The organism is Aquabacterium sp. NJ1, from assembly GCF_000768065.1.
GTDB lineage: Bacteria > Pseudomonadota > Gammaproteobacteria > Burkholderiales > Burkholderiaceae_C > Aquabacterium.
This window is the reverse complement of record NZ_JRKM01000001.1, coordinates 1,149,645-1,165,642: the sequence shown is the minus strand read 5'-3', so window position 1 is coordinate 1,165,642 and position 15,998 is coordinate 1,149,645. Positions and strand designations below refer to the sequence as shown.

Genomic DNA, 15,998 nt, shown 5'->3' with positions numbered 1-15,998 from the left:
GCACAGCCCGTCGGAAGCGCTAACGTGTCGGCGACCCCTACATCCCCACCCCCCACGCCCTCCAAACCCCGCGAGATCTTCATCCAAGGCATCACGAGCCAAGGTCGCACCTTTCGCCCCAGTGACTGGGCCGAGCGGTTGGCCGGTGCCATGTCCAGTTTCCGGCCAGGTGGCGCGGCCATGGGCAAGCTGGCGCACATTGGCTACTCGCCTTATTGCGTGCCCACCAGCATGGGCAATGTGAAGTGCGTGGTCGTCAACGAAGCACTGCGCGACATCGAACCCATGGCCTGGGATTTCGTGATGAACTTTGCGCGTGATAACGATTTGCAGGTGGTCGAAGCCTGTCTGCTGCCTGACGCGCCACGCTGAAGCTGTTGCGCTGGCGCGAGGGCATGGCCCCCGCTTCCTCGTTTTGCCCATGGTTCTGGCCCGTTCGTTCGGGCACAAAAAAGCCCGCTTCAAGCGGGCTTTTCAGCTTGGGCGAACCCTGATCAGGCGGCGATGGCCTTGATCTTGGCCGACAGGCGGCTCTTGTGGCGAGCGGCCTTGTTCTTGTGGAAGATGCCCTTGTCGGCGATCGAGTCGATCACGCTTTGAGCAGTCTTGAAAGCGTCAGAAGCCTTGGCCTTGTCGCCGGCTTGAACAGCCTTCAGAACACCCTTGACGGCGGTGCGGAACTTCGAGCGCAGAGCCGAGTTGGCAGCGTTCAGCTTGACGTCTTGACGAGCGCGCTTGCGGCCCGAAGCAATACGGACGGTCTTTTTGGCTTTGGATGCAGATGCCATGATTTTCGGGCCCTGCGAATGCCTGGCTGGTCAGCGAACCCTGTCGAACAGGCCCGCCCTACCTGCCAATTCGCACCCCACAGGGCCAAGTTGGTTGGAAAACCGAAGATTATAGCCTGCCTGAGCGCGCTTGCCAAGCCAGGGGTGGGGCGCTTCCTATAATGCCCGGATGAGCTTGCTGAAATCCGCGTCCATCGTTTCCATGCTGACCCTGGCGTCACGCATCACCGGCCTGGTTCGGGAGTTGCTGATCGCGGCGGCTTTCGGCGCCAGCGCCACCACCGATGCTTTCAACGTGGCGTTTCGCATCCCAAATCTGCTGCGCCGCCTGTTCGCTGAGGGCGCGTTCTCGCAGGCCTTTGTCCCCATCCTCGCCGAAAGCCGCGCCAAGAACGGTGATCAGGCCACGCACGACCTCGTCAATGCCGTCGGCACGGTGCTGTTTGGGGTGCTGGCCATCGTGTGCGTGCTGGGTGTGGTGGGCGCACCTTTTGTGGTGTGGGCCATGGCTTCTGGCCTGAAAGAGAGCGGGGGCTTTGACGCCGCCGTGGTCATGACGCGCTGGATGTTCCCCTACATCGGCTTCATGTCGCTGGTGGCGCTGAGCGCGGGCATCCTCAACACCTGGAGCCGTTTCGCTGTGCCGGCCATCACGCCCGTGCTGCTCAACCTGTCGGTGATCGGCGCGGCCATCTTTGTGGCACCGCTGTTCAGGTCACACGGCGTGGAACCTGTGTTTGCGCTGGCGGTGGGCGTGATGATCGGCGGTGCGCTGCAATTGGGCGTGCAGGTGCCGGCCTTGCTCAAGATCGGCATGATCCCTCGCGTGGGCCTGACGCTGGCAGCGTGGCGCAAGGCGCGGGCGCACCCCGGCGTGGGCCGTATCCTGCGCCAGATGGCGCCGGCCGTGCTGGGGGTGTCGGTGTCGCAGGTGTCCTTGCTGGTCAACACGCAGATTGCATCGCACCTGGGGGCCGGGGCCGTGTCGTGGCTCACGTATGCCGACCGCCTGATGGAGTTCCCCACGGCCATGCTGGGCGTGGCCTTGGGCGTGGTGCTGCTGCCGCAACTCTCGCGTGCGCAGGCCAGCGGTGACGAGGTGCAGTTCTCGGCCTTGCTGGACCGCGGCTTGCGTCTGGTCCTGCTGCTGGCCTTACCCTGCGCGGTGGCCTTGCTGGTGTTTGCCAAGCCCCTGGTGGCGGTGCTTTACCACTATGGCCACTTCAGCGCCCATGACGTCAAGCAAACGGTGCTGGCCCTGTCTTGTTATGGCGTGGGCCTGATGGGCCTGATCGGGGTGAAGGTGCTGGCGCCGGGCTTCTATGCCACGCAGGACATCAAGACACCGGTTCGCATCGGCATCGCCGTGCTGGTGATCACGCAGATTTTCAACGCCATCTTCGTGCCTTATCTGGGGCACGCTGGCCTGGCCTTGTCCATCGGCCTGGGCTCGCTGGTCAATTCAGCCTGGCTGCTGACCGGTTTGCGCAGGGCTGGGCGCTACCGCCCGTCGCCGGGTTGGGCGGGCTTCAGTTTGCGCGTGGTGGTGGCCACGGCCTTGTTGGGCGTGGGCCTGTGGCTGGCGGCTGAGCGCATCGACTGGATCGGCCTGCACGCCCACACCTTCTTGCGCATCGGTGCACTGGCCGCCTGCATGTTGGCTGCCGCCGTGGTGTATTTCGGCACCTTGATGGCCTCGGGCCTGAACCTGCGGCAGGCGATCAAGGGCTGAACACGGCGTTGTTCGGCGTTCAGATCTCCAGCTTGAACTGCACGAAACTCCGGCGCGGCACCATGAATTGCCTGCTTGTCAGGAAGGTGGGCTGATCGCCTTGAACGGACTGCGCGGTACAGGACAGTTCTGCACGCATGTTGTTGAGGCGGAATGGGTATGCCAAGCGGACGTCGGTGCGGTGCGTGGCCCTGATCCAGTTGTCGGTATGGCGCCAGGTCATGCTGCCTGTCACCTGGTGGATGACGCTCAATTCCATGCCGGCAGGCAGTTGCTGAAACCAGGCGATGGTGGTGGCGTGCTCCGGCGGAAAACGCTCTTTGTCTCGATTGAAATCCGAAAAATCCCAGTTGAGATGCTCGAAGCTCTGATTGAGCCATAACTCGCCTGAGCTGACGGGTTTCCAGCGCATCTGGTATTCGATGCCCACCAGATCAAAGCCCTGGAAGTTTTCGTAGTCGCTCAAGCCCGTGGTGAACGGCAGCTTGAAATCGTTGTTGTATGAGGTGTTTCGGATGAACGACTTCATCTGCTCGTGGTAGGCGCGTACATCCAGCGTGAGCTGGCTGGCGGCAAACCGGCCCAGGTAGCCAATTTCCTGGCTGTTGAGCCGCTCTGGTTTCACGCCGCCACGGGCTTTCCAGGTCTCGCCCAGCAGCATGCCGTTGAACTCGTAACGCACGTCGCCAGCGTACTCAAAAGGGCTTGGGGTCCGCACGGATTGGGTCACACCAGCACGAAGCGTGTGCTCTGGCGAGATCAGCCAGTTCGCCATCAGTCGGGGGGCGGCATAGGTGCCGGCGAGGCTGTGCTCTCCGATGAAGAGGCCGCCGTTGAACAGCCAGTGCGGTGTGGCGCGCCACTCAATGGTGCCGAAAACGCGCTCTTCGTGAAAGCCCTCCGTGCCCGTCGTTGAATACAGGGCTTTGGAGCGCCCTTGGGCTTCACGGTATCCGGCGCCGACCACCGCACGCAGCCCGTCGCCCAGAGACGTCTTGCGCTGCAGTTCGAGGTTGTTGCTGAAGCCGATGCCGCCGAAGTCGATACTTACCTCCGGTACCAGGGCAAAAGGCGCGCGGTCTTGCTTCCAGTCTTCCATGTAGCTGAGGGACAGCTGCCATTGATCCGTGTCCGACACCTGATGCTGCCAGCGCGCATTGAGGTAGGTGTCTTTGGATTGGATCGTCCGCAGAGGATTGGTCAGCGAGTCGGCGAAACCTTCTCCTGCAAGCAGGTAGGAGATCCCCGCCGACATCATGATGTCGTCCGCCTCGGTGGGTTTGAAGTCCAGTCGGCTATCCAGCACGCTCAGGTGCATGTCGTCATGCGCATTGAGGTAGCCCCAATCGCGCTGATCGCCTGCCGAGATGCGAAAAGTGGCGTCCTTGCCCAGCCTGCCACCCAGTTGCACGCGATGGTCATCGATGCCGTTGCTACCGGATGTGGCGCTGACTTCTGCTGTGGGAACATCGGCACTGTGTCGAGTGATGATGTTGATGACGCCAAACATGGCATTGGCGCCATAAGCCGCCGAGTTGGCGCCGCGCAGCACCTCGATGCGCTCGATGTCTTCGAGCATCACGTCCATCATGCCGCGGTGGGTGTCGCCCAGGTACAGTGACGAATAGACCGGTCTGCCATCGATCAGTACGAGGTTGCGTGACCCGTAGTCATCCAGCGGAAGGTGGTAGGCCGCCAGCGGGTTGGCACCATTCCAGCCGCTCGAGATATAGCCTGGCACCAGCCGCATCACGTCCGCCAAGGTGCGTGCGCCGGACAGTCGGATGGTCTTGCGGTCGACCACCGTCATGGCGCCCGGCGCCTCGTTGAGCGGCTGCTTGAGTCGGCTGGCCGTGAGCACGTTCGGCACGTTGGCGAAATCGTCGTCTTCAGCTGGGGGCGGTATGTTTTGTGCCTGTGCTGCGCCCAAACACGCAAGTGCAAGACAGCCACTTAGAAATTGGGTTGGAAACAGTGCGCGAAACATGATCGGGTTTTTGGGACGGTGTGAAACGGGGTCAGTTCAGGCTGCGGATGAGCTCCATGGCTTCCTCCACGCGCTCCACGGCGTGGATGGTCAGCCCATCGAGGGGTTTTTTCGGGGCGTTCGCCTTGGGCACCACCGCGATGGAGAAGCCCAGCTTGGCCGCTTCTTTCAGGCGGTCCTGGCCACGCGGGGCAGGGCGCACTTCACCGGCCAGGCCCACTTCACCAAAAGCGATGAAGCCCTTGGGCAGGGCGCGGCCGCGCAGGCTGCTCTGGATGGCCAGCAGCACGGCCAGGTCGGCCGCCGGCTCACTGATGCGCACGCCACCCACGGCGTTCACGAACACGTCCTGATCGAAGCAGGCCATGCCCGCATGGCGGTGCAGCACGGCCAGCAGCATGGCCAGGCGGTCGCGCTCCAGGCCCACGCTCAGGCGGCGCGGGCTGGGGCCGCCTGAATCCACCAGGGCCTGGATCTCGACCAGCAAGGGGCGGGTGCCCTCCAGCGTCACCAGCACGCACGAGCCCGGCACCGGCTCGCTGTGCGTGGACAGGAAGATGGCGCTGGGGTTGGTCACGCCCTTGAGGCCCTTGTCCGTCATGGCGAACACGCCGATTTCGTTGACCGCGCCAAAGCGGTTCTTGATGGCGCGGATCAGGCGGAAGCTGCTGTGCGTGTCGCCTTCGAAGTACAGCACCGTGTCCACGATGTGCTCCAGCACGCGCGGGCCGGCCAGTGCGCCTTCTTTGGTCACGTGGCCCACCAGGACCATGGTGCAGCCGCTGGACTTGGCGACACGGGTCAGGTGCGCGGCGCATTCACGGACCTGGGCCACCGAACCGGGCGCCGAGGTGAGTTGATCCGAGAACACCGTCTGGATCGAGTCGATCACGCAGAAGGCGGGTTTCTCGGCGTTCAGCGTGGCGATGATGTTTTCCAGCTGGATTTCGGCCTGCACACGCACGTGGCTGCCATCCAGCCCCAGCCTTTGGGCGCGCAGGGCGACCTGGGCGCCGCTTTCTTCACCGGTCACATACAGCACGGGCATCTGGCGAGACAGCGCGTCCAGCGCCTGCAGCAGCAAGGTGGACTTGCCGATGCCCGGGTCGCCGCCAATCAGCACCACGCCACCGGCGACGATGCCGCCGCCCAGCACGCGGTCCAGCTCTTCCAGCCCGGTGGGCGTGCGGGAGACGTCCGCCGCTTCAATTTCGGACAGGGTGGTGACCGGTTGGGCGGCATTCAGTCCGCGGGCCAGCGCCTGCATGCGGTTCTTGCCCGCTGCAGGCTCGGCGCGTGTTTCTTCCAGTGTGTTCCAGGCGTTGCAGCTGGGGCACTTGCCCAGCCACTTCGGGCTGATGCCCCCGCATTCGCTGCAGGTGTAGACGGTTTTTTCCTTGGCCATGCCGACATTGTCGGGCATGGCTCACACCTCACCTGGCGGGATCAGCTTGGTGCTTGCCCGCTGCTCTCGGCCTGGATGGCCTTGAAACGCTGCTCCAGCTCCTGGCGCAACTGTCTGCGCAGCTTGGCGGCATTGAAGCGGCGTACCTCATCGGGTGTGGCGGGTGTCAGCGGGGTCACCGGGGTGGGCTTGGAGTTGTCGTCCACCGCCACCATGGTGAAAAAGCAGCTCTGGGCATGCCTCACCACCTGCGTGCGGATGTTCTCGGCGATCACCTTGATGCCGATCTCCATGGACGAGGTGCCCGTGTAGTTGACCGAGGCCAGGAAGGTGACCAGCTCACCGACGTGGATGGGTTGGCGGAAGGTGACCTGGTCCACCGACAGGGTCACCACATAACAACCGGCATAGCGGCTGGCGCAGGCATAGGCCACCTGGTCCAGCAGCTTGAGGATGGTGCCCCCGTGCACATTGCCAGAGAAGTTGGCCATGTCCGGTGTCATCAGCACCGTCATGCGCAGTTGGTGGCGTTGGTGGTCGATGTCCATGTGTCGTTCCGCAGCGATGTCCATTGTTGTGCAAGCAATCAAAAAGCACCAGTCAGACGCAAGTAGTGTGCCGAACTGGTGCCTGATGGCGGATCGAACGCGCCATTTTGGTGGCTGAAAAGATCAGGGGAAGGGGTGGTTGAGCACCTGGACGGGCACGCGCGGCGACACCGCGCACATCAGCTCGTACCCGATCGTGCCGCAACGGTGGGCCACTTCGTCAATCGACAACTGCGCCGCGTGGTCGCCGTGGTGGGGCGCGATGCCCCACAGCGTCACCGGGCTGCCCATCTGGGCTTCGGGCAGGTGGCTGAGGTCCACGCACATCATGTCCATGGACACGCGGCCGACCAGGCCGGTGCGCTGCCCATCCACCAGCACGGGCGTGCCATCTGGCGCGTGCCGCGGGTAGCCGTCTGCATAACCGCAGGCCACCACGCCGATGCGCATGGGCTTGTCGGCCGTGAAACGGCTGCCGTAGCCCACGGTGTCGCCCGCTTCCAGGTGCTGGATGCCGATGATTTTGGACTGCAGCGTCATGGCGGGCTTGAGGCCCCAGTGCGTGACGTCGTGCTCGGGGTAATCGGGGGCGGCGCCATACAGCATCACCCCGGGGCGGACCCAGTCGCCGCGCACGGCCGGGTCACTGGCGTAACGCAGGGTGCCCGCGCTGTTGCACAGGCTGCGCTCGCCGCTGAGGTCGCCCGCGTGTTGCTGGAACACGGCCATTTGATGCGCGATGCCGCGCGGGCTGTCAGCATCTGAAAAATGCGTCATCAGCGAGACTTCGTCCACCTGGGGCAGGGCACTCAGGCGGGCCCAGGCGTTGCGGAAGGCGTGCGGCTTGAAACCCAGGCGGTTCATGCCCGTGTTCATCTTGAGGAAGACACGGTGGGGCCATTCGGTCTTGTGGGCGGCCAGCCAGTCGATCTGCTCATCGCAGTGCACCACGTGCCACAGCCCCAGGCGCGAGCACCATTCCAGATCGCGGGCGTCGAACACACCTTCGAGCAGCAGGATGGGGCCGCGCCAGTCGAGTTCGCGCAGCTTCTTCGCTTCGGCGATGTCCAGCAGGGCAAAACCGTCGGCAGCGCGCAGCCCTTCGTAGACGCGCTGTAGCCCGTGCCCATACCCGTTGGCCTTGACGACGGCCCAGACGCTGGCGTCGGGGGCGCATTCGCGGGCGCGCTGCAGGTTGTGGTGGAGGGCGTCGAGGTGGATCAGGGCTTCAAGCGGGCGCGGCATGGGTGCTATTTTGCCAGCCTCGCCAAGTCGGGCTTGCCAGGCCCCTGTTTGCGTGGCGCCGTGGCAGGAATCCCGGCGTGCCCCGGCAAGCCGTCGGGGTGCCGTGCTATAACCGGCGGCCTTTGATGTGATCAACGAGATTTCGGCGCGGACATGTCTATCAGGCAGGATTTGAATCGATCAGATATGAACCTTCCCGACGACGCTCGCGCATGAAAAAAGGCTTTTTCACGATCATGGCGGCGCAGTTTTTCAGCTCGCTGGCCGACAACGCCTTGCTGGTTGGCGCGATTGAACTGCTGAAAACCAGCCATGCGCCCGCGTGGCAGATGCCCTTCCTGGCACCCATGTTTGCGCTGTTCTATGTGGTGCTGGCGCCTTTTGTCGGGGCGTTCGCGGATGCCTTGCCCAAGGGCAAGGTCATGTTCCTGTCCAACAGCATCAAGGTCATTGGTTGCCTGCTGATGCTGTTCGGGCTGCACCCCCTGCTGGCTTACGCCGTGGTGGGGTTGGGTGCGGCGGCTTACTCGCCGGCCAAGTACGGCATCCTCACCGAATTGCTGCCGCCCTCTCAACTGGTGAAGGCCAATGGCTGGATCGAGGGGTTGACGGTCGCCTCCATCATCCTGGGTGTGCTGCTGGGTGGGCAGTTGGTCGGGGTCAAGCTGTCATCCATCTTGCTGGGTTTTGACTTCCCGGTGATCGATACGGGCGTGACCCAGCCCTGGCAGGCCGCGGTCTCGTCCATGATCGTGCTGTACATGATTGCCGCCTTGTTCAACCTGCGCATCCCGCGCACGGACGCGGTGCTGCAACCCATGAGCGGCAACCTGATGGAGTTGCTGCGCGACTTCTGGCAGTGCAACGCCCGCCTGTGGAAAGACAAGCTGGGCCAGATCTCGCTGGCCAGCACGACCCTGGTGTGGGGGGTGTCGGGCAATATGCGCGTGATCGTGTTCCCCTGGGCCGCAGCCGCGCTGGGTTATTCCACGACGCAGGCCTCGTCGCTGGCCGGGGTGGTGGTGCTGGGCACGGCAGTGAGCGCTGTGGTCGCGTCGGTGTCCATGCGGCTGGAACTGGCCACCAAGCTCATCCCCCTGGGCGTGCTCATGGGCGTGCTGATGCTGGGGCTGAACGTCATCACCAGTTTGACCATGGCTGTGCCTTTCCTGATTTTGCTGGGTGCCACCGTGGGCTATCTGGTGGTGCCGATGAACGCCTTGCTGCAGCACCGTGGCCACAACCTGATGGGCGCCGGGCGCTCGATCGCGGTGCAGAACTTCAACGAGCAGGCCTGCATCCTGGCCCTGGGCGGGCTGTATGCCGGCGCCACATCCATGGGGCTGTCGGCCTTTGGCGCGATCACGGTGTTTGGCCTGGTGGTGGCGTCCTTCATGGGGCTGATCGGCCTGTGGCACCGCCGCAATACCATCGTGTACAAGGACGAGGTCGACCAGTTGATGGCCCTGGCCCGCAGTGATGGCCACCATCATGGCGACGGCCACTCGCGCCACTGATACGGCTGGCTACACAGATTTACAAACTCAGGTCAGCCAGAACGGTGGCTGGCCCGTTGAGAGCTCACAAGGAGACTCTCATGAACACCACCTCTCGTATTGCAACCCTGTCCCGCCTGGCCCTGGTGGCCGGCTTCGTGGCGGCCTCGGCCAGTGCCCACGCAGGTGGCGGCGTTTACTGGGCGGTGAACGTCAATGCGCCTGTGCAAGGCATGGGTTACGTGTCGACAGCAGTTTCCAACACGCGCCATGGCGTTTATGCGCCCGCCCCTGTGGTGTACGCGCCAGCACCGGTCGTGTATGCGCCGCCAGCCGTGGTGGTCCAGCCCCGCCCGGTGTACATGCCTGCGCCTGTGGTGGTGTACCAGGAACCCCGCCGCTGCGAACCGCGTGGCCCCTGGGCCTGGGGTTGGCATCGCCATCATCATCATGACGAAGATCGCTACGCCTGGAACGATGGCCCGCGTGGCGACCAGCGCATGATGGTGCCTCGCGATGGGTATGGGCGTGACGATGGTGGCCGCGGCTGGAGCCACGGCCGTTGATCGGTGTGCGGTTTAACGTCGGCGGCTGCTTGATCCACCCAGGATCGAGCCCAGCACGCCGCGGATGATCTCGCGGCCCACGCTCGAGCCAATGGTGCGCGCGGCCGATTTGGCCACGGTTTCCAGGATCGAGTCCTTGCGGCCGCTGCCTTTGAGCAGGCCGTCGGTGATGTCACCCAGCCAGCCGCCAGTGCTGGCACCTGCAGCACCTGTCGCGGCGTCTGCGGCACCACCCTTCATGGCTTCGGCGGCCTCTTCGCGCATGGACTTGGGCTCGTTGCTGCCTGCCTGCGCGCTGGTGGGTGAGGCCGCCGCACGGCCCTTGAGTTTCTCGTAAGCCGATTCGCGGTCGACCATCTTTTCGTACGCGCCAGCCACCAGGGAGTTGGCCAGCAAGGCCTTGCGCTGCTCGGGCGTGATCGGCCCGATCTGGCTGCCGGGGGGCAGCACAAACACGCGCTCGGTGATGCTGGGGCGGCCCTTGTCGTCCAGCAGGCTGACCAGGGCCTCGCCCACGGCCAGTTCGGTGATGGCGGTTTCGATGTCCAGTCCGGGCTTGGCGCGCATGGTCTCGGCAGCGGCCTTCACGGCCTTCTGGTCCCGTGGCGTGAAGGCGCGCAAGGCGTGCTGCACGCGGTTGCCCAGTTGGCCCAGCACGGTGTCGGGCACGTCCAGCGGGTTCTGGGTCACGAAGTAGACGCCCACGCCCTTGGAGCGCACCAGGCGCACCACCAGTTCGATGCGCTCCACCAGGGCCGATGGCGCATCCTTGAACAGCAAGTGGGCTTCGTCAAAGAAGAACACCAGCTTGGGCTTGTCCAGGTCACCCACCTCGGGCAGGGTTTCGAACAACTCCGACAGCATCCACAGCAGGAAAGTGGCGTACAGGCGGGGCGCGTTCATCAGCTTGTCGGCGGCCAGGATGTTGATCACGCCCTTGCCATCCACCGTCTGCATGAAGTCGCCGATGTTGAGCATGGGCTCGCCGAAGAACTTGTCGCCGCCTTGCTCCTCGATCTGCAGCAGGCCGCGCTGGATGGCCCCCACGCTGGCGGCGCTGATGTTGCCGTACTCGGTGGTGAACTGGCTGGCGTTGTCGCCCACGTGCTGGAGCATGGCGCGCAGGTCCTTCAGATCCAGCAGGAGCAGGCCGTTGTCGTCGGCGATCTTGAACACCAGTTGCAGCACGCCTTGCTGGGTGTCGTTCAGATTGAGCATGCGCGACAGCAGCAGCGGGCCCATGTCGGACACGGTGGCGCGCACCGGGTGGCCTTGCTCACCGAACACGTCCCACAGCGTGGTGGGGCAGGCCAGGGGCTCGGGCGTATCGAGGCCCCGCTCAGCCAGGATGCCGGCCAGCTTGGGTGACACGGCACCGGTTTGCGAGATCCCGGTCAGGTCGCCCTTGATGTCTGCCATGAAGACGGGCACGCCCGCTTTGGACAGGCTCTCGGCCAGCGACTGCAGGGTGATCGTCTTGCCGGTACCCGTGGCGCCGGTGATCAAGCCGTGGCGGTTGGCCAGGGCCGGCAGCAGGTGGCATTCGGTGTCTTTGTTCCGGGCAAGCAGGATGGGGTCGGCCATGGTGGTGGGGCGCCTGAAAGGTTGTCGAGCGGGTGCTGGATGGGTGAAAAACGGACAGGTGGGCCATTCTGAGCAGAACCTGATCAGGGTCAACCCGGCCGAAAGGTAAAATCACAGTATCACTCAGCTTTGGCTGAGCATTTTTTGTGCGCGCACCGGCGCTGTGCCGGTGCGCGTTCTGTCGTTCAAAAACAGACTATCACCCGGAGCAACACGCCATGGCCGGTCATTCCAAGTGGGCCAATATCCAACACCGCAAGGGCCGTCAGGACGAAAAGCGCGGCAAGATCTGGACCCGCATCACGCGTGAAATCATCGTGGCGGCCCGTGCCGGTGGCGCCGATATCAACATGAACCCGCGTCTGCGCCTGGCCATTGAAAAGGCGAAGGCGGCCAACATGCCGGCCGACAACATCAAGCGCAACGTGGACAAGGCCACGGGCAACCTCGATGGCGTCACGTACGAAGAAATTCGCTACGAAGGCTACGGCATTGGTGGCGCGGCCGTCATCGTGGACTGCATGACCGACAACCGTGTGCGCACGGTGGCCGAAGTGCGCCATGCTTTCAGCAAGCACGGTGGCAACCTGGGCACCGAAGGCTCGGTGGCCTTCCAGTTCAAGCATGTGGGGCAGATGCTGTTTGCGCCCGGCGTGAACGAAGACAAGGTCATGGAAGTGGCCCTGGAAGCCGGCGCCGACGACGTGATCACCCATGAAGACGGCTCGATCGAGGTGCTGAGCAGCCCCGCCGAATTTGAAGCGGTGAAGAACGCCCTGGAAGGTGCTGGCATGAAACCTGAAATGGCCGAAGTGACCATGCGCGCCGAGAACACCATCGAGCTGACGGGCGACGAAGCCGCCCGCATGCAGAAACTGCTGGACGTGCTGGAAGACCTGGACGACGTCCAGGACGTGTTCCACAACGCCGAACTGAACTGAATTGAGTAAAGCATGAATATTCTTGTCATCGGCTCGGGTGGCCGTGAGCACGCCCTGGCCTGGAAGCTGGCCCAGTCACCCAAGGCCACCAAGGTCTATGTGGCGCCGGGCAATGGCGGCACGGCGCGTGATCCGCACCTGGTCAATGTGCCTATCACCGATGTGAAGGCGCTGGCCGACTTCGCGCAGGACAACAAGATCAGCCTGACCGTCGTGGGCCCTGAGGCTCCTTTGGCTGCTGGCGTGGTGGACGAGTTCCGCGCGCGTGGCCTGCGCATCTTCGGGCCCACGCAGAAGGCCGCCCAGCTGGAGAGCTCCAAGGCCTTTGCCAAGGACTTCATGAAGCGCCATGGCATTCCCACGGCGTTCTACGAGACCTTCACCGACGCTGCGGCAGCCCACGCCTTCGTGGACAAGCACGGTGCGCCCATCGTGATCAAGGCCGACGGTCTGGCCGCGGGCAAGGGCGTTGTCGTGGCCATGACGCTGGACGAAGCCCATCAGGCGGTGGACTGGATGCTGCTCGACAACAAGCTGGGGGTGCAGCACAACGCTGGCGGCGCCCGCGTGGTGATCGAAGAGTTCCTCGAAGGTGAAGAAGCCAGCTTCATCGTGCTGGCCGATGGCAAGAACGTGGCCGTGATGGCCACCAGCCAGGACCACAAGCGCCTGCTGGATGCCGATGCCGGCCCCAACACCGGTGGCATGGGCGCGTATTCGCCGGCCCCCGTGGTGACGCCCAATGTGCACGCCAAGGCCATGCACGAGATCATCAACCCGACGCTGGCCGGCATGGCCAAGGACGGCATCCCGTTCACGGGCTTCCTGTACGCCGGCCTGATGATCGACGCCAACGGCAACCCCAAGACGCTGGAGTTCAACTGCCGCATGGGCGACCCTGAAACCCAGCCCATCATGATGCGCTTGAAGAGCGACCTGATCGACGTGTTCATGGCCGCCACCGATGGCACGCTGGACCAGGTCGAGCTGCAATGGGATCGCCGCTTTGCACTGGGTGTGGTGATGGCCGCAGGCGGCTACCCGCTGGACCCGAAGAAGGGTGACGTGATCACTGGCCTGCCCGCTGAAGCCGATGACGCCATGGTGTTCCATGCCGGCACGACCATGGGTGAAGACGGCCAGGTGCGCACCAGCGGTGGTCGCGTGCTGTGTGTGACGGCCTTGGGCGAGTCCGCCAAGCTGGCGCAGCAGCGAGCCTACGACTACATGCGGGGCATCCAGTTCGACGGCATGCAGTTCCGCACCGACATCGGCTGGCGCGCCATCAAGGCCCGTTGATTGCACGCTGACCCCGTTTTGGCCTCTACCTGCAAGCCTTCATGAGCACCACGCCCGCCTTGAACACCGACGCCGTTCGCCAGTACCTGCTGGATCTGCAAGACCGCATCGTGGCCGCCTTCGAAGCCGAAGATGGCACGCCCTTTGTGAAGGATGCCTGGGTGCGCGGCCCGCAGGAGCGCCTGCAGGGTGATGGCTGCTCGCGCCTGGTGGAAGAGGGCACCGTGCTGGAGCGCGGCGGCTGCAACTTCTCGCACGTGAAGGGCCCGAGCCTGCCGCCTTCGGCCACGCAGCACCGGCCCGAACTGGCGGGCTGCCCGTTCGAGGCCATGGGTGTGTCGCTGGTGTTCCACCCGCGCAACCCGTATGCGCCCACGGTGCACATGAACGTGCGCATGCTGGCGGCCCACAAGCCCGATGGTTCGGTGGTGGCCTGGTTCGGCGGCGGCATGGACCTCACGCCCTACTACGGCCAGGCCGAGGATGCCCGTCACTTCCACCAGGTCTGCAAGGACGCATTGGCACCCTTTGGTGAAGACAAGTACCCGCGCTTCAAGAAGTGGTGCGACGAGTACTTCTTCCTCAAGCACCGCAACGAGGCACGAGGCGTGGGTGGCGTCTTCTTTGACGACTTCTCCGAACTGGGCTTTGAAGGCGGTTTCGCCATGATCCGCGCGGTGGGCGATGCCTTCACGCAGGCCTACCTGCCCATCCTGCAGCGCCGCCGTGACCAGCCCTATGGTGAGCGAGAGCGTGACTTCCAGGCGTATCGCCGCGGCCGTTATGTCGAGTTCAACCTGGTGTGGGACCGCGGCACGCTGTTCGGCCTGCAGTCCGGTGGCCGCACCGAGAGCATCCTGATGTCGATGCCACCCATCGTGAAGTGGCGTTATGACTGGCACCCCGCGCCAGGCAGTGCCGAGGCTGCGCTCTACACCGACTTCCTGCCTGCGCGGGATTGGGTCTGAGGCCGTTTGTTGACATCTTCTCCCCCCTTGCCTGAAGCCGCCGCGCGCCGACGCGTGGGCCTGATGGGCGGCAGCTTTGATCCGGTGCACCGCGCGCACGTCGAGCTGGCAGAGACCGCCTTGAGGCACCTGCAGCTTGACGAGGTTCGCTGGATCCCGGTCGGGCAGCCCTGGCAGAAGGCCCGGCAGCTTGCCGCCCCCGGGCACCGCCTGGCCATGGTGCAAGCGGCGACAGCCCATGAGCCGCGTTTCGTCGTCGATCCCATCGAGCTGAATCGCGATGGCCCTTCTTACACGCGGGACACCGTGCGGATGCTACAAAGCACGGCCGCCGAGCCCACCGACTGGTTCTTGATCATCGGCCAGGACCAGTACGCCAACTTCCCGACTTGGCAGGGCTGGCACGAATTGTTGCAAGCGCTGACGCTGGCGGTGGCCTGCAGAGGGCATGATCTGCCTGCTGCGCCCAAGGCGCTGGCCGGCCTCCCGCACCGGGTGGTGGAGTTGCCCCTGCCGCCCTTGAACGTGTCCTCGACCGATATCCGCGCCCGGCTTGCCCGTGGCGAAGATCCTTTGACCCTCGCGCCGGAACTGGTGTCCGCACCGGTGGCGCGTTATATTGCAACCCATCAACTCTACGCCCCTGGTGGCGCCCCCCGCTGAATGGACATCCGTAAACTGCAACGCGCCATCGTCGATGGTCTGGAAGATGTCAAGGCCCAAGACATCGTCGTGTTCAACACCGAGCACATCTCGCCCTTGTTCGAGCGTGTGATCATCGCAACCGGCTCTTCCAACCGTCAGACCAAGGCGCTGTCCTCCAGCGTGCGTCAGGCGGTCAAGGCAGCAGGTTTCCAGGTGATGCGCACCGAAGGCGAAGACAACGGTGAGTGGATCATCGTGGACTGCGCCGCGGCCGTCGTGCACATCATGCAGCCTGCTATTCGCCAGTACTACCAGCTCGAAGAGATCTGGGGCGAGAAGCCCGTGGCGATCAAGCTCAATGCGGGCAAGACCGGCCTGGTCAAGGCCTCCGAGCCAGATGAAGGCGAGGCGCCCGTGAAGCCCAAGAAGGCCGCGGGCAAGACCACCGCAGCCAAGAAGGCCGCGACGACGACGCCGAGCCGCAAGGTGGCTGCCAAGAAGGCGCCCGCTGCGAAAAAGGCCGTGAGCAAGGCGGGTGCCGCTGCGCCCAAGCCGGCAGCCAAGAAGGTTGTGGCCAAGAAGGTCGCAGCCAAGAAAGCCGCCAGCTCCGTCAAGAAGATCGTGGTGAACGCGCCGGAGGCCAAGAAGGCGCCAGCCCGCAAGGTCGCGGTCAAGAAAGTGGCGGCCAAGAAGGCCGTCGCCCGCAAGGTGGCCGTGAAGAAGGTGGCCGCCAAGAAGGCTGCCCCCAGGAAGTCGGCGCGTTGAGCCCCTGTTGACGTCGGTGCAGTAACCCA

General features: G+C 64.2%; 15 protein-coding genes. 9 read left to right on the top strand and 6 right to left on the bottom strand.

Going from position 1 to position 15,998, the window contains the following annotated elements:
• Window positions 1-24 precede the first annotated feature (24 nt).
• Window positions 25-372, top strand: coding sequence for a DUF3579 domain-containing protein (locus JY96_RS05050; protein ID WP_052162148.1), 348 nt, complete (start codon window positions 25-27; stop codon window positions 370-372).
• A gap of 122 nt (window positions 373-494) precedes the next feature.
• Here the strand turns inward: JY96_RS05050 and rpsT are convergent, their stop codons facing one another.
• A complete protein-coding gene (gene rpsT / locus JY96_RS05045) occupies window positions 495-788 on the bottom strand; it encodes a 30S ribosomal protein S20 (RefSeq protein ID WP_035035500.1) in 294 nt (97 codons plus the stop codon).
• 169 nt (window positions 789-957) lie between these two features.
• On the opposite strand from rpsT, the gene murJ reads away from it, so the two are divergent.
• A complete protein-coding gene (gene murJ / locus JY96_RS05040; RefSeq protein WP_035035497.1) occupies window positions 958-2,520 on the top strand; it encodes a murein biosynthesis integral membrane protein MurJ in 1,563 nt (520 codons plus the stop codon).
• Between the two features lie 19 nt (window positions 2,521-2,539).
• Here murJ and JY96_RS24105 read toward each other — a convergent pair whose 3' ends face one another.
• The 4 genes from JY96_RS24105 to alr form a co-directional block, all read right to left on the bottom strand.
• Window positions 2,540-4,390, bottom strand: a complete 1,851-nt coding sequence (locus JY96_RS24105; RefSeq protein WP_161784240.1) for a TonB-dependent siderophore receptor — start codon at window positions 4,388-4,390, stop codon at window positions 2,540-2,542.
• 148 nt (window positions 4,391-4,538) lie between these two features.
• Window positions 4,539-5,912 (bottom strand): DNA repair protein RadA, encoded by a 1,374-nt coding sequence (gene radA / locus JY96_RS05030; protein ID WP_035041297.1) that lies wholly within the window; start codon window positions 5,910-5,912, stop codon window positions 4,539-4,541.
• A gap of 41 nt (window positions 5,913-5,953) precedes the next feature.
• Window positions 5,954-6,454: an acyl-CoA thioesterase gene (locus JY96_RS05025; protein WP_035041294.1), complete on the bottom strand. Its 501-nt coding sequence runs from the start codon at window positions 6,452-6,454 to the stop codon at window positions 5,954-5,956.
• Window positions 6,455-6,583: 129 nt separating this feature from the next.
• Complete coding sequence (gene alr, locus JY96_RS05020; protein ID WP_035035491.1) at window positions 6,584-7,705, bottom strand: alanine racemase; 1,122 nt, start codon at window positions 7,703-7,705, stop codon at window positions 6,584-6,586.
• Window positions 7,706-7,917: 212 nt separating this feature from the next.
• Here alr and lplT point away from each other — a divergent pair, with 212 nt between their 5' ends.
• Window positions 7,918-9,222, top strand: coding sequence for a lysophospholipid transporter LplT (lplT, locus tag JY96_RS05015; RefSeq protein ID WP_035035489.1), 1,305 nt, complete (start codon window positions 7,918-7,920; stop codon window positions 9,220-9,222).
• A gap of 80 nt (window positions 9,223-9,302) precedes the next feature.
• Window positions 9,303-9,767: a hypothetical protein gene (locus tag JY96_RS23700; protein WP_052162147.1), complete on the top strand. Its 465-nt coding sequence runs from the start codon at window positions 9,303-9,305 to the stop codon at window positions 9,765-9,767.
• Window positions 9,768-9,779: 12 nt separating this feature from the next.
• Here the strand turns inward: JY96_RS23700 and JY96_RS05005 are convergent, their stop codons facing one another.
• Window positions 9,780-11,351, bottom strand: a complete 1,572-nt coding sequence (locus JY96_RS05005; protein ID WP_035035486.1) for a helicase HerA-like domain-containing protein — start codon at window positions 11,349-11,351, stop codon at window positions 9,780-9,782.
• 218 nt (window positions 11,352-11,569) lie between these two features.
• Here JY96_RS05005 and JY96_RS05000 point away from each other — a divergent pair, with 218 nt between their 5' ends.
• The 5 genes from JY96_RS05000 to rsfS are packed head-to-tail and all read left to right on the top strand — an operon-like array spanning window position 11,570 to window position 15,969.
• On the top strand, window positions 11,570-12,292 hold the full coding sequence (locus JY96_RS05000; RefSeq protein WP_035035484.1) for a YebC/PmpR family DNA-binding transcriptional regulator: 723 nt from the start codon (window positions 11,570-11,572) through the stop codon (window positions 12,290-12,292).
• 12 nt (window positions 12,293-12,304) lie between these two features.
• Window positions 12,305-13,591 (top strand): phosphoribosylamine--glycine ligase, encoded by a 1,287-nt coding sequence (gene purD, locus JY96_RS04995; RefSeq protein WP_035035481.1) that lies wholly within the window; start codon window positions 12,305-12,307, stop codon window positions 13,589-13,591.
• A gap of 41 nt (window positions 13,592-13,632) precedes the next feature.
• The gene (gene hemF, locus JY96_RS04990; protein WP_035035479.1) at window positions 13,633-14,559 is read left to right on the top strand and encodes an oxygen-dependent coproporphyrinogen oxidase; all 927 of its coding nucleotides are present in this window, start codon (window positions 13,633-13,635) and stop codon (window positions 14,557-14,559) included.
• 9 nt (window positions 14,560-14,568) lie between these two features.
• Window positions 14,569-15,222, top strand: a complete 654-nt coding sequence (gene nadD / locus JY96_RS04985; RefSeq protein WP_235333853.1) for a nicotinate-nucleotide adenylyltransferase — start codon at window positions 14,569-14,571, stop codon at window positions 15,220-15,222.
• Window positions 15,223-15,969, top strand: a complete 747-nt coding sequence (gene rsfS, locus JY96_RS04980) for a ribosome silencing factor (protein WP_035035478.1) — start codon at window positions 15,223-15,225, stop codon at window positions 15,967-15,969. It abuts the gene before it with no gap.
• The last annotated feature ends 29 nt before the right edge of the window (window positions 15,970-15,998 follow it).